Origin of the sequence: Pseudomonas fluorescens HK44, assembly GCF_000217955.3 — a bacterium.
In the GTDB taxonomy this organism is placed as follows: domain Bacteria; phylum Pseudomonadota; class Gammaproteobacteria; order Pseudomonadales; family Pseudomonadaceae; genus Aquipseudomonas; species Aquipseudomonas fluorescens_AQ.
In genome coordinates, this window is sequence record NZ_AFOY02000018.1 from 48,862 (window position 1) to 62,282 (window position 13,421).

General features: G+C 59.8%; 8 protein-coding genes and 1 pseudogene. 4 read left to right on the forward strand and 5 right to left on the reverse strand.

The features are described 5' to 3' along the window. Positions 1 to 21: 21 nt before the first annotated feature. Together HK44_RS21750 and HK44_RS21755 are read right to left on the reverse strand one after the other, a co-directional pair. Positions 22 to 264 carry a hypothetical protein gene (locus HK44_RS21750; protein ID WP_019691852.1) on the reverse strand — a complete coding sequence of 81 codons (243 nt, stop codon included), beginning with the start codon at positions 262 to 264 and terminating at the stop codon, positions 22 to 24. Between the two features lie 327 nt (positions 265 to 591). After that, complete coding sequence (locus tag HK44_RS21755) at positions 592 to 2,175, reverse strand: peptide chain release factor 3 (RefSeq protein ID WP_019691851.1); 1,584 nt, start codon at positions 2,173 to 2,175, stop codon at positions 592 to 594. Between the two features lie 131 nt (positions 2,176 to 2,306). Here HK44_RS21755 and HK44_RS21760 point away from each other — a divergent pair. Next, a pseudogene (locus tag HK44_RS21760) lies at positions 2,307 to 2,834 on the forward strand (hypothetical protein); the annotation flags it as partial. 542 nt (positions 2,835 to 3,376) lie between these two features. Beyond that, positions 3,377 to 4,540 carry a type III PLP-dependent enzyme gene (locus HK44_RS21765; RefSeq protein ID WP_019691848.1) on the forward strand — a complete coding sequence of 388 codons (1,164 nt, stop codon included), beginning with the start codon at positions 3,377 to 3,379 and terminating at the stop codon, positions 4,538 to 4,540. Between the two features lie 169 nt (positions 4,541 to 4,709). Here HK44_RS21765 and HK44_RS21770 read toward each other — a convergent pair whose 3' ends face one another. After that, positions 4,710 to 5,462: a tetratricopeptide repeat protein gene (locus HK44_RS21770; RefSeq protein ID WP_019691847.1), complete on the reverse strand. Its 753-nt coding sequence runs from the start codon at positions 5,460 to 5,462 to the stop codon at positions 4,710 to 4,712. A 2-nt stretch (positions 5,463 to 5,464) separates the two neighbouring features. Further along, positions 5,465 to 6,145, reverse strand: a complete 681-nt coding sequence (locus HK44_RS21775) for a Fe2+-dependent dioxygenase (RefSeq protein WP_019691846.1) — start codon at positions 6,143 to 6,145, stop codon at positions 5,465 to 5,467. Between the two features lie 207 nt (positions 6,146 to 6,352). Here HK44_RS21775 and HK44_RS21780 point away from each other — a divergent pair, with 207 nt between their 5' ends. Further along, on the forward strand, positions 6,353 to 8,677 hold the full coding sequence (locus tag HK44_RS21780) for a TonB-dependent receptor (protein WP_019691845.1): 2,325 nt from the start codon (positions 6,353 to 6,355) through the stop codon (positions 8,675 to 8,677). A gap of 147 nt (positions 8,678 to 8,824) precedes the next feature. Further along, positions 8,825 to 11,356 (forward strand): PepSY domain-containing protein, encoded by a 2,532-nt coding sequence (locus HK44_RS21785; RefSeq protein ID WP_019691844.1) that lies wholly within the window; start codon positions 8,825 to 8,827, stop codon positions 11,354 to 11,356. Positions 11,357 to 11,676: 320 nt separating this feature from the next. Here the strand turns inward: HK44_RS21785 and HK44_RS21790 are convergent, their stop codons facing one another. Next, positions 11,677 to 13,416: a PTS fructose-like transporter subunit IIB gene (locus HK44_RS21790; protein ID WP_019691843.1), complete on the reverse strand. Its 1,740-nt coding sequence runs from the start codon at positions 13,414 to 13,416 to the stop codon at positions 11,677 to 11,679. Positions 13,417 to 13,421: the final 5 nt, after the last annotated feature.

Genomic DNA, 13,421 nt, shown 5'->3' on the forward strand with positions numbered 1-13,421 from the left:
TTTTGTCTGAATCCTTAAGCCTTAACCCTGGGTATCGTCTTCGGAATCGTCGGAGGATGGGTCCTCATCGCCTTTAGTGTCACTTTGACTCTGATCACCAGTGGCAACCATCAAGCCACTGCCGTGCACACTTTTTGCTGCCCAGAACCCCTGGTCCTGCACCACACCGCTGCTCGCCCACGCTGCCGAAGTGCCCACCGACAGCAGCACCAGCACTTTGATCAGTAAAACCATGCGTTGAAAAATGCTCATAGCTGATTCCATCCTTTCGTAGGTGAATCACGGGTAGCTACGGATCGTATGTCCAACGAGCGTAGCGCTGTCTGAAATTTAGTCTGGATATACAGGATTGACCAGATAGGACACTAACGATGGTCGCCAATTGCCTTTTGCCAAAAGACAGGTTTGGAATAATTGTTAGGTCGAATCGCTATTTAATTACCCCTGGGCACTGGTGGCGACTTGCCCAATAAAAAGCCCCGCAGCTTGCGCAACGGGGCTTGGTATACAACCGATCAGCCTGTAGGAGCTAAGCTTGCTCGCGATGGCAAATTCGAAATCGCCATCGCCGGCAAGCCGTGCTCCTACAAATTAATGATGCTCACGCGTCGCTCGGAATTTCACATCCGGCCAGCGCTCTTCCATCAGCGCCAGGTTGACCCGGGTCGGGGCCAGGTAGGTCAGGTGACCGCCGCCGTCGAGGGCGAGGTTTTCCACGGCCTTGACGCTGAACTCTTCAAGCTTCTTCTTATCGCTGCAATCGATCCAGCGTGCGGACCACACGGTGATCGGCTCGTAGGCGCATTCGACCTTGTATTCCTCTTTCAGGCGGCTGGCGACCACATCGAACTGCAGCACACCGACGGCGCCGAGGATGATGTCGTTGCTGCGCTCCGGGAAGAACACCTGGGTCGCGCCCTCTTCGGCCAGTTGCTGCAAGCCCTGGCGAAGTTGCTTGGATTTCAGCGGATCCTTCAGGCGTACGCGACGGAACAGTTCCGGGGCAAAGTGCGGGATACCGGTGAAGCCCAGGGTTTCGCCTTCGGTGAAGGTGTCGCCGATCTGGATGGTGCCGTGGTTGTGCAGACCGATGATGTCGCCGGCAAACGCTTCTTCCAGCTGCTCACGCTCGGAGGAGAAGAAGGTCAGCGCGTCGCCGATCCGAACATCTTTGCCGGTACGCACGTGGCGCATCTTCATGCCCTTTTCGTACTTGCCGGAGCAGATACGCATGAAGGCAATGCGGTCGCGGTGTTTCGGGTCCATGTTCGCCTGGATCTTGAACACGAAGCCGCTGAACTTCTCTTCCACCGGCTCCACGGTACGCTCGTTGGCGACACGGGCCAGCGGTTTCGGCGCCCAGTTGACCACGGCGTCGAGCACATGATCGACCCCGAAGTTGCCCAGCGCCGTACCGAAGAACACTGGCGTCAGTTGGCCGTCCATGAATTCCTGTTGATTGAATTCGTGGCAGGCACCTTGCACCAGTTCCAGCTGTTCGATGAAGCGCTCGTACTCGTCACCCAAATGCGCGCGGGCTTCATCGGAATCGAGCTTCTCGATGATTTTCACCTCGGTCCGCTCGTGGCCGTGGCCCGCGGTGTAGACGATGATGTAGTCGTCGGCGAGGTGATAGACGCCTTTGAAATCGCGGTAGCAACCGATCGGCCAGGTGATCGGCGCAGCCTTGATCTTCAGGACGGCTTCGATTTCGTCGAGCAGTTCGATCGGGTCGCGGATGTCACGGTCGAGTTTGTTGATGAAGCTGACGATCGGCGTGTCACGCAGACGGCAAACGTCCATCAGGGCGATGGTCCGTGGCTCTACACCCTTACCGCCGTCGAGGACCATCAATGCCGAGTCGACCGCCGTCAGGGTGCGGTAGGTGTCTTCGGAGAAATCTTCGTGGCCCGGGGTGTCGAGCAGGTTGATCATGTGATCGCGATACGGGAACTGCATGACCGACGTGGTAATGGAAATACCACGCTGCTTTTCCATTTCCATCCAGTCGGAGGTGGCATGGCGGTCGGATTTACGAGACTTCACCGTACCGGCAACCGCAATCGCCTTGCCCATCAGCAAGAGCTTCTCGGTGATGGTGGTCTTACCCGCATCGGGGTGGGAAATAATGGCGAAAGTGCGGCGTTTCGCGACTTCGGCGGCCTGTTTGGTCATGGGAAATCGCCTGGCAGGTGATTCAAAAAAGGGCGGCGAGTATAGCTCAAAACGACATCTACGGACCACCATTCGCCCTGTAGCAGCTGCCGAGCCCGCGAGGCTGCTACGGGATGTGAGGCGACCGGGGTGGAAAAATCCTGATCAACGGCGAAGACACCACCGACCTCGACGCCGTCACCCTGCGCCGCAACATCGGTTATGTGATCCAGCAGATCGGTCTGTCCCCGAACATAACCATCGAGGAAAACATCACCATCGTTGCGCGCCTGCTCGGCTGGGATAAACAGCAATGCCGCGCCCTCGCCGCCGACGCCCCGCTGCTGTTGATGGACGAACTCGACCGTCGTTATGTGGTGGTCACCTGCACCGACAACAAGGCCTTGGGTTAGGTGCGCCGCCGCGATCTGTACCGTCAGACCGGCTCCTGCGTGCAATACCTGCTCGAGTTCAACGCCACGGCAGCCTATAACGAGCACCTGCGAATCCTGTTGTCGCGCATGTACGAGTTCAACCGCTCGTGGCTGCCGGTGATGGACGCCGAGCGGGTATTGCTCGGTGAAGTGACGCAGGAGTCGATTGCCGAGTACCTGAGCTCCGGGCGCTCGCGGGGTGGCAGGACCAGCATTGTTTCGCCTGCCGAAACTGAATTGGCCTGACTGGCCCCTGTGGTGTGTGCGCTTCTGTGGCGAGGGGGCTTGTCGGAACGCCGCACCGCCCCGTTGGACCGCGTAGCGGTCCTGATACCGGCAACCGAGTAGTTTCAGGTACATCAAGGTCGCAGGTTTACGACTGCTACGCAGCCGAACAGGGCGGTGCGGCGTTCCGACAAGCCCCCTCGCCACAAAAGCCTTTCAAAGCCCCTCAAAATGCCCCTGTCGGGAAACATCAACCTGTCATCCGGGTCGGTTACACAAGTGACTGAGCGGGACCGCACGACGGATGCGTGTAAAAACGCGACATTTTTTGTTGATCTCAACGCCCTCACGCCCTAAAGTTCGCGCCGAACGTCCATGCTGGAAACGATCCATCCGGCTCAAGTACTGACGACGAGACAGCAAGGCCAAGGGAAGCACCATTTCCCATGGCCTTTTTGCTTTCGGCGACATGCCTTGGGAAGTAGGCGAACCAAAGTGGGGATACGGAGGACGTTCATTTGCACCCATTTATTTACGCTGTTTGCCAGTAGGAGCTCCCAGGTATGTCGATTCAGGTCGAAGACTATTTCGCGCGCGAAACCTTTCAGAAAATGAAGGCCTTCGCGGACAAACAAGAAACCCCGTTCGTGGTCATCGATACGGCGATGATTGCCCAGGCCTATGACGACCTGCGTGCCGGTTTCGAATTTGCCAAGGTTTACTACGCGGTCAAGGCCAACCCGGCCGTCGAGATCATCGACCTGCTCAAAGAAAAAGGCTCGAGCTTCGACATCGCCTCGATCTACGAGCTGGACAAAGTGCTGGGCCGCGGTGTCACCCCGGACCGCATCAGCTACGGCAACACCATCAAGAAATCCAAGGACATTCGCTACTTCTACGAGAAGGGCGTGCGTCTGTATGCCACCGACTCCGAAGCCGACCTGCGCAACATCGCCAAGGCTGCACCGGGTTCGAAAGTCTATGTGCGTATCCTGACCGAAGGCTCGACCACCGCTGACTGGCCTTTGTCGCGCAAATTCGGCTGCCAGACCGACATGGCCATGGACCTGCTGATCCTCGCCCGCGACCTGGGCCTGGTGCCTTACGGCATCTCCTTCCACGTCGGCTCGCAGCAGCGCGACATCAGCGTCTGGGATGCGGCAATCGCCAAGGTCAAAGTGATCTTCGAGCGCTTGAAAGAAGAAGACGGCATCCACCTCAAGCTGATCAACATGGGTGGCGGCTTCCCGGCCAACTACATCACCCGTACCAACAGCCTGGAAACCTACGCCGAAGAAATCATTCGTTTCCTCAAGGAAGACTTCGGTGACGACCTGCCGGAAATCATCCTTGAGCCAGGCCGTTCGCTGATCGCCAACGCCGGCATCCTGGTCAGCGAAGTGGTGTTGGTCGCACGAAAATCGCGCACCGCCGTCGAGCGTTGGGTATACACCGACGTGGGCAAATTCTCCGGTCTGATCGAAACCATGGACGAAGCCATCAAGTTCCCGATCTGGACCGAGAAGAAAGGCGAGATGGAAGAAGTGGTCATCGCCGGCCCGACGTGCGACAGCGCCGACATCATGTACGAGAACTACAAGTACGGCCTGCCACTGAACCTGGCCATCGGTGACCGCCTGTACTGGCTGTCCACCGGCGCGTATACCACCAGCTACAGCGCCGTTGAGTTCAATGGCTTCCCGCCGTTGAAGTCGTTCTACGTTTAAACGCAGATCGCTGTAAGCAAAAAGCCCATGACTCGTCATGGGCTTTTTTGTGTCTGAATGATCGTTCCCACGCTCCGCGTGGGAATGCCTCCATGGACGCTCTGCGTCCAATGTGACGCAGAGCGTCACGGGCTGCGTTACCACGCGGAGCGTGGGAACGATCCATACCTTAATCCGTCAACTCGGTCGCCCGTCGCTGATAATCCGTGGCCAATGCCCGGATTTGTGGATCGCTCGCACTCAACAGCGCCGTGCCTGCCACTTTCAAGAACTTCAAATTCCCACCCGCCAACGCCTCGTGCAGCCAGCTCAGCGCGGCCTCGATCTGCCCCTGGTCGGCCAGTACCGCCGCATAACTGAACTGCCCCCGAAAGTCCCCGCCCTCTGCCGAACGTCGATACCAATCCACTGCGGCCAGAGGATCCGCCGGGCAGAATCGCCCCTCTTCCAGATAGCTCCCCAGCAGGTTCATCGACTTGGCGTGGCCCAGTTCAGCGGCGCGGCGATAAAGATTCAGGGCTTGCGCCTGATCCTCGATCACACCACGTCCAGTGGCCAGCAGGTTGGCGTAGTTGTACATCGCCCAGTCCAGCCCGGCATCGGCGGCGCAGCGATAATGCCCCGCAGCAATCGTGGCATCGGCATTACAGCCCCAGCCATGTTCATGACAGCGGCCGAGCATGTTGCGCGCCATCAGATGCCCGCCGTTGGCGGCGATCTCGAACCAGCGCAGGGCCAACGCCTGATCCTTGGCGATGCCCTGCCCTTCGAGCAGGATTTGACCGAGCAAGGCCTGGCCGTCGAGGACCCCGGTCTTGGCAGCGATCAGGATTGCCTGGGCGGCACGGGCCGGGCTTTCGGCAAGCATTGCGCTGAGTTGATTGCCGTCGAGGACTTCCTCACGGTGCAGTCGATAGCTCACGGTTACACCTCGACCCAGCGACGCAACAGGTTGTGATAAGTGCCGGTCAGGCGGATCAGCGACGGGTGATCCGGCATGTCTCGGGTCAGTTGCTGGATCGCCTCGTCCATCTCGAACAGCAAGGCGCGCTGGCTGTCTTCTCGAACCAGGCTTTGGGTCCAGAAGAATGAGGCATACCGTGCACCACGAGTCACTGCGTTGACCTTGTGCAGGCTGGTGCCCGGATAGAGCACCAGGTCACCGGCCGGCAGCTTCACTCGCTGGGTGCCAAAGGTGTCCTGGATTTCCAGCTCGCCACCGTCGTACTCGTCCGGGTCGCTGAAGAACAACGTCGATGACAGGTCGGTGCGAACGCGCTCGATGCTGCCCTTGGGCTGACGCACGGCGTTGTCGATATGAAAGTCGAAGCTGCCCCCCGCCGTGTAGCAGTTGAGCAGTGGCGGAAAGACTTTGTGCGGTAACGCCGCTGACATGAATCGCGGATGTTTCCATAACCGCTCAAGCATCGCCGCGCCGATTTCCTGGGCCAGCGGGTGAGCTTCCGGCAGTTGCAGGTTGTGCTTGGCCTTGGCCGACTGAAAGCCTGCGGTGATCTTGCCGTCCGCCCAGTCAGCCTGCTCCAGAGCCTTGCGAATACGCTGCACCTCTTCGCGGGAGAACAAGCCGGGAATATGCAGCAGCATGGGGCGATACCTGGGGGCAAAGGGATGCCAATGGTATTGATTCTTATTGACTATGTAAAATCGCTCTGACGGATGAGTCCGCAAACCTCGTAAGAAAAAACTGTAAAGAATGTAAATTCAATGCAAATAGCAATATATCGCAATTGATACAAATACCTGTTTAGCCTATATTCCGCCGCCTCAAAACCCTGGGGAGGGGAATTCACAATGTCACGCCAACTTCCACAATCACCGGTCAGCTCACCGCGTCTACTCGCTTCTGCAATTGGCGTGGCGATCACTGCCAGCTCTGCAGCGCACATGGCATACGCGGCAGAAAAGACCGACGAAAAAGCGCCGCGCAATGCGATTGCCCTGGATGCCACCAGTGTCACCGGTGAAGCCCAGGACTCCACCTCCTATCAGGTCGAAAAAGCCTCTTCGCCCAAGTACACCGCGCCGCTGATTGATACCCCGCGTTCGGTGACCGTGATTCCACAGCAGGTCCTCAAGGACACTGGCGCCCTCAACATGCAGGATGCGCTGCGCACCGTCCCTGGCATCACTTTCGGTGCCGGTGAAGGCGGCAACCCGCAGGGCGACCGCCCGTTCATTCGTGGTTTCGACGCTCAGGGCGACACCTACCTGGATGGCGTGCGTGACACCGGCTCCCAGAGCCGTGAAATCTTCGCCGTTGAGTCGATCGAAGTCAGCAAAGGCCCGAACTCCGCGATTGGCGGGCGCGGCGCAGCGGGCGGCAGCATCAACCTGGTGAGCAAAAAAGCCCACCTGGGCGACTCGTTCAATGGCGGTTTCACCTGGGGCTCGGACCAGACCCAGCGCTACACCCTGGACAGCAACTACCAGTTCAGCGATACCGCCGCTGGCCGCCTGAACCTGTTGAGCCACGAAAGCAACGTCGCCGGCCGCGACAAAATCGACTACGACCGTTGGGGCATCGCGCCGTCGCTGGCCTTCGGCCTGGGCACCGACACCCGCGTCAACCTCGACTACTATCATCTGCAAAGCAACGACTTGCCGGATTCGGGTATTCCGTACACCGTACCGGCTTCGGGCAAGACCGCTGATCGCACCAAGAGCAACCCGGACAAGCCTTACGCTGGCGGCGACAGCAGCAACTTCTATGGCTTGACCGACCGCGACTTCCGCAAAACCCGTACCGACACTGCAACCTTCGCCATCGAGCACGACTTGAGCGATGCGCTGACCATCAAGAACACCCTGCGCCACGGCACCAGCATGCAGGATTACATCCTGACCCAGCCGGACGACAGCAAGGGCAACGTGAACAACGGCAGCGTCTGGCGTCGTGCCAACACCCGTGTCAGCAACGTGGCGACCACCACCAACCAGACCGATCTGTTTGGCAATTTCTACATCGCCGGCTTCAAGAACAGCTTCTCCACCGGTGTCGAATTCACCCGTGAAGAAGGCGAAAAATCCTCGTACAACGTGAACACCGATACCACGCCAGGATCGCCGGCGACATCGAGCACCAATTGCACGCCATCGATGATCGGCGCGTCCAGCGGCTACAACTGCACCTCGCTGGCCAACCCAAACCCGAACGATCCGTGGAACGGGGCGATTTCGCGTAACTACGCGGGCACCGACACCACCGCCAACACCCGTGCCCTGTACGTGTTCGACACCCTGGAACTGTCGCCGCAATGGCTGGTGAACATGGGCCTGCGTTACGATCACTTCGACACCCAATACAAGACCTTCACCGCAGCCGGTGCTACCACTGCCAAAGGCGCTGACACCAGCGAGTTCGTCACCGGTCAGCTGGGCGTCGTTTACAAACCGGCTGAAAACGGCAGCATCTATGCCTCTTATGCCACCTCCGCCACACCACCGGGTAACACCCTGGGCGAAGGCATGGACGGCAACCCGCTATCGGGCACCACGGATCGCAACGGCAATCTGCTGAGCAGCGACATGGAGCCGGAAACCACCAAGAACTACGAAGTCGGCACCAAATGGGACCTGCTCAACGATCGCCTGTCGTTGACCGCCGCCGTGTTCCGTACCGAGAAAGAGAACGCTCGCGTTCAGGTTGATACCACTTCCTACGCAAACGTCGGCAAAACCCGCGTTCAAGGGATCGAGCTGTCGGCCAGCGGCAAGATCACCGACCAATGGCAAGTCTTCGCCGGCTACGCCTACATGGACAGCGAGCAAGTCGATGGCGGCCCGCTGAACCACGCCACCGATGGCAACCAATTGCCTAACACCCCGAAAAACAGCGCCAGCCTGTGGTCGACTTACAACGTCACGCCGAAGCTGACCTTGGGTGGCGGCGCGTTCTATGTCGATGACGTGTTCGGCAGCGTGGCCAACACCACCATGGTCAATTCCTACGTTCGTTACGACGCGATGGCGAGCTACAAGTTGACCAAAAACGTCGACCTGCAACTGAACCTGCAGAACCTGACCGACGTGACCTACTACGACAAGGCCTTCGCCACCCACTTCGCCAATCAGGCGCCGGGCCGTACGGCATTGCTGAGCACCAACTTCCACTTCTGATAAAGAACGCAGTCGCCAAGCCCCGCTCATCCCGATGAGTGGGGCTTTTACGTGTAAAAAGGAATGTTTCTCGACAACTCTCGGCATAATGCGCGCCGTGACGTTTCTTATTGAACAAACAGTTTTTAGACGAACAAGGCGGGCGATGTGTTGAAGAAACCCCTGTTCCAGCTGCACTGGCTCTTCGGCATCAGTGCGGGGCTGGCACTGGCCTTGATGGGCATTACCGGTGCGGCGGTGTCGTTTCAGGATGAGATCCTGCGGGCACTCAACCCACAAGTCCTGCTGGTCGAGAAGCAGGTGGCTGGCGTACTGCCGCCGGCCGATCTGGTGGCCAAGGTCGAGGCTGCCGAGGGCAAGAAAGTTGCGATGCTTTGGGTCGAAACCGAGAGCGGCTTTGCTGCGCGCGTGTTCTTCACCCCACCGCCGGGCGAGCGCCGCGGCCAGATGCGCTACGTCGACCCGTACACCGGCGACTACATGGGCGATGCCGTCGGCCAGGACTTTTTTGGCCTGATGCTGCAACTGCACCGTTTCCTGGCGATGGGCGACACCGGCCGGCAAATTACCGGTGCCTGCACCCTCATTCTGATTTTCTTCTGCCTGTCCGGGCTCTACTTGCGCTGGCCGCGTCAGGTCGCAAGCTGGCGAGCCTGGCTGACCCTCGACTGGGCGAAAAAAGGTCGCAGCTTCAACTGGGACCTGCACTCGGTCGCAGGCACCTGGTGCTTGCTGGTTTATTTGTTGGCCGCGCTGACCGGGCTGTCCTGGTCCTATGAGTGGTACAACAAGGGCCTGAGCAAACTGCTGTCCGACGCGCCGCAAAACGAGCGCACCAGACCAGATCGTGGTGCCCCGCCATCGGCCGGCCCCCTGCCGACCGCCGATTACAACGCGATCTGGAGCAGCATCTACAGCGCCGCCGGACCGGGCCTGAGCGCCTATAACGTGCGCATGCCACCAGTGGCCGGACAATCGGCGACCGTGTTTTATCTGTTGAAAAACTCACCCCATGACCGGGCGCTGAACCAGATCACTCTCGACCCGGCCACCGGAGTTATCAGCCGTCATGATCGCTACGGCGACAAGAGCTTCAAGGCGCAACTGTTGACCAGCCTCTATGCGCTGCACGTCGGCAGTTACTTCGGTCTCGTCGGGCGAATTGTGCTGACCCTGGCTTCGTTGACCATGCCGCTGTTCTTCATCACCGGCTGGTTGTTGTACCTGGACCGTCGGCGCAAGAAACGCCAGATCAAAAACGCCCGTAAAGATCTGGAGCAAACCGCCAGCGATGCACCGGCATGGCTGATCGGCTTTGCCAGCCAGAGCGGTTTTGCCGAACAGTTGGCGTGGCAGACCGCCAGCCAATTGCAGGCCGCCGGGTTGCCGGTAAAAGTGCAATCGCTGGCGGCTGTCAGCGAGCAGAATCTGCGTGAGTCGAGCAACGCACTGTTCGTGGTCAGCACCTTTGGCGACGGCCAAGCACCAGACAGCGCCCGGGGTTTCGAGCGCAAAGTGCTGGGCCAAGCACTGAGCCTTTCGAGCCTGAACTACGCCGTGCTTGGCCTTGGTGATCGGCAGTATCAACACTTCTGCGGCTTCGCCAAACGCTTGCATAGCTGGCTTTCGGAACACGGTGGCACCACGTTGTTTGCCCCCGTGGAAGTCGACAGCGGCGACCCTTATGCCCTGCGTCATTGGCAGCAACAACTCGGTCGACTGACCGGACAGCCACCGGTCGATACCTGGAAAGCCCCGAGCTACAACAACTGGACCTTGAGCAAGCGTGAACTGCTCAACCCCGACAGCAGCGGCGCCGACGTTTACCTGCTGGGCCTGACGCCGCCCGACACCAGCAGTTGGCTGGCCGGCGATCTGGTTGAAGTACTGCCGCGCAACTGCCGGGGCGCGATTGAACAGTTCCTTGATGGACTGGGCATCGCCGGCAACAGTCGGGTGCAACTCAATGGCGTGCAGCAAACCCTTGAACACGCCTTGGCCAGTCGCCAGTTGCCGGAGAATCGCGTGCACCTGGTCGGCCTGCACGCTCAGGCGCTGGTCGATGCGCTGGTGCCATTGACCATGCGCGAATACTCGATCGCCTCGATTGCTGCTGACGGCGTGCTCGAACTGCTGGTGCGTCAGGAATGCCATGCAGATGGGCGTTTGGGCGTCGGCTCTGGCTGGCTGACCGAATACGCGCCATTGGGTTCTGCCATCAGCTTGCGGGTACGGCGCAACAGCGGTTTTCATCTACCGGCAACGCCCATCCCGATGATTTTGCTGGGCAACGGCACCGGACTGGCAGGCCTGCGCAGCCTGCTCAAAGCGCGGATTGCCGAAGGTCAGACACGCAACTGGCTGCTGTTCGGCGAGCGTAATCGCGAGCACGACTTCCTCTGTCGCGATGAGCTTGAGGGATGGTTGATCGAGGGTGATCTGGAGCGAATGGACCTGGCGTTTTCACGGGATCAGGCCGAGAAGATCTACGTTCAGGATCGCCTGCGCCAACGCGCCGTCGAGCTGAAACAATGGCTGGCAGGCGGTGCATCGATCTACATCTGCGGCAGCCTGCAAGGGATGGCCTCAGGGGTGGATCAGGTGCTCAACGAGTTACTCGGTGTTGATGAAGTCGAGCGGTTGATCGAGCAGGGCCGCTACCGACGCGACGTCTACTGAAGTCCCCCTCACCCTAACCCTCCCGAAACGTCGGACCGCCCCAAGGGGCGAGAGGACTGACCGTGGTGTTCTGAGGATGTGCTGCGACCTGAAAGCACTGTGCCGAATCCATAAACGACTCGGTTTTTCAGGCCAATGAACAGCAAGCCACGTCCACAGCTTGCATCACTCGACGGCGTCCCGAGTCGAATTCGCTCATGGTGTTCTCCCGAAAAGGAAAACTTAAGCATGGCTGTGTGAATCAGGCATGACACAAAAGTCCACCAGTGCCACTGGTCCCTTTGTGGGAGCGAGCAAGCTCGCTCCCACAGGGTTAGCTGTCAGGCGCTGGCCGGTTCCAATGCCAACTCGACAACTTCCGGACGCTTGACCAGCGCATAGACCACCGCCGTCAACAGGCTCCCGGCAACAATCGCCAGCAAGTACAGCAGCGCATGGTTGATCGCGTTCGGGATCAGCATCACGAACAAGCCACCGTGCGGCGCCATCAGTTTGCAGCCGAAATACATCGACAGCGCACCGGCCAGGGCACCACCGGCGATGCTCGCCGGAATCACCCGCAGCGGGTCTTTGGCGGCGAATGGAATAGCCCCTTCGGAGATAAAGCACAGCCCCAGCACCAAGGCGGCTTTACCGGCTTCGCGCTCGGTCTGGGCGAACTTGCGACGGGCAATGAACGTGGCGATGCCCAGGCCAATCGGCGGCACCATGCCAGCGGCCATGGTCGCGGCCATCGGCGCATAACTTTGCGACGCCAACAGCCCCACCGAGAACGCATAAGCGGCCTTGTTGATCGGTCCGCCGAGGTCGACGCACATCATGCCGCCGAGCAATACCCCCAGCAGAATCGCGTTGGTGGTGCCCATGCTGTCGAGGAAATGCGTCAGGCTTTCCAGCAGTCCGGCGACCGGTTTACCGACCACATAGATCATCACCAGCCCGGTGAACAAACTCGCCAGCAACGGGATGATCAGAATCGGCTTCAGCGCTTCCAGACTTTGCGGCAGGCGTGCATAACGGTTGATCGCCTGCGCCGCGTAACCGGCGATGAAGCCGGCAATGATCCCGCCGATAAACCCGGCGCCCAGGGTGCTCGCCAACAGCCCACCGATCATCCCTGGCGCCAGGCCCGGACGGTCGGCAATCGAGTAGGCGATGTAACCCGCCAGCAACGGCACCATCAACTTGAACGCGGTATCACCACCGATCTGCATCAATGCCGCCGCCAGCGTGCCCGGTTCCTTGAACGCAGTGATGCCGAAGACAAACGACAGCGCAATCATCAAGCCCCCGGCCACGACCATCGGCAGCATGAACGAGACGCCCGTCAGCAGGTGTTTGTAGACCCCGGTTTTCTCCTGCTTGGCCAGGCCTTTGGCGCCGGTCGACGCGGTTTCCTGCGTGCCTTCGGCCAAGGCTTTGTTGAGTGTGGCTTCGGCCTGCTTCAGGGCGATACCCGTGCCGCAGCGGTAAATTTTCTTGCCGGCGAAACGCTCGGTGGCGACTTCGATGTCTGCCGCCAACAGCACCACATCGGCATCCGCGATGGCTTGCGCGCTCAACGGATTGCGCGCGCCGACCGAGCCCTGGGTTTCCACCTGCAAGTCATAACCCAGACGCTTGGCCGCCTGCTGCAAGGCTTCGGCCGCCATAAAGGTATGGGCGACACCGGTCGGACACGCAGTGACTGCGACCAGACGCGGCGCGGTTTTGCTGACGGCCGCGGGTTCGACGACGGCTTGCGGGGCGACGTAGATCTGGGCTTCTTCAGCACCACGGCGCAGCACCGCATCGACGTCTTGCAGGGCTTGGGACGGCGTGCTCTGGAACACCCGCTTGCCGACAAACCGCGACATATCCACAGTCCCGGTGCTGACCAGCAACACCCACTCGGCATCATCGAGCGTCGCTGCGGACAACTGGCGCTCCGGGTGTGCGGCGTCATGCACTTCAACGCAGGTCATCCAGCCCTGACGCTGCGCGGCGGCATCGAGCAAACGCGCGCACAGCACACTGGTAACCATGCCATTCGGGCAGGCAGTAACAATGGCTAACTTCATGACCA

Excerpts from the sequence above, each read along its gene's own strand:
- HK44_RS21750 (WP_019691852.1), bottom strand. The coding sequence starts at position 264 with ATGGAATCAGCTATGAGCATTTTTCAACGCATGGTTTTACTGATCAAA.
- HK44_RS21755 (WP_019691851.1), bottom strand. The coding sequence starts at position 2,175 with ATGACCAAACAGGCCGCCGAAGTCGCGAAACGCCGCACTTTCGCCATT.
- HK44_RS21765 (WP_019691848.1), top strand. The coding sequence starts at position 3,377 with ATGTCGATTCAGGTCGAAGACTATTTCGCGCGCGAAACCTTTCAGAAA.
- HK44_RS21775 (WP_019691846.1), bottom strand. The coding sequence starts at position 6,145 with ATGCTGCTGCATATTCCCGGCTTGTTCTCCCGCGAAGAGGTGCAGCGT.
- HK44_RS21780 (WP_019691845.1), top strand. The coding sequence starts at position 6,353 with ATGTCACGCCAACTTCCACAATCACCGGTCAGCTCACCGCGTCTACTC.
- HK44_RS21790 (WP_019691843.1), bottom strand. The coding sequence starts at position 13,416 with ATGAAGTTAGCCATTGTTACTGCCTGCCCGAATGGCATGGTTACCAGT.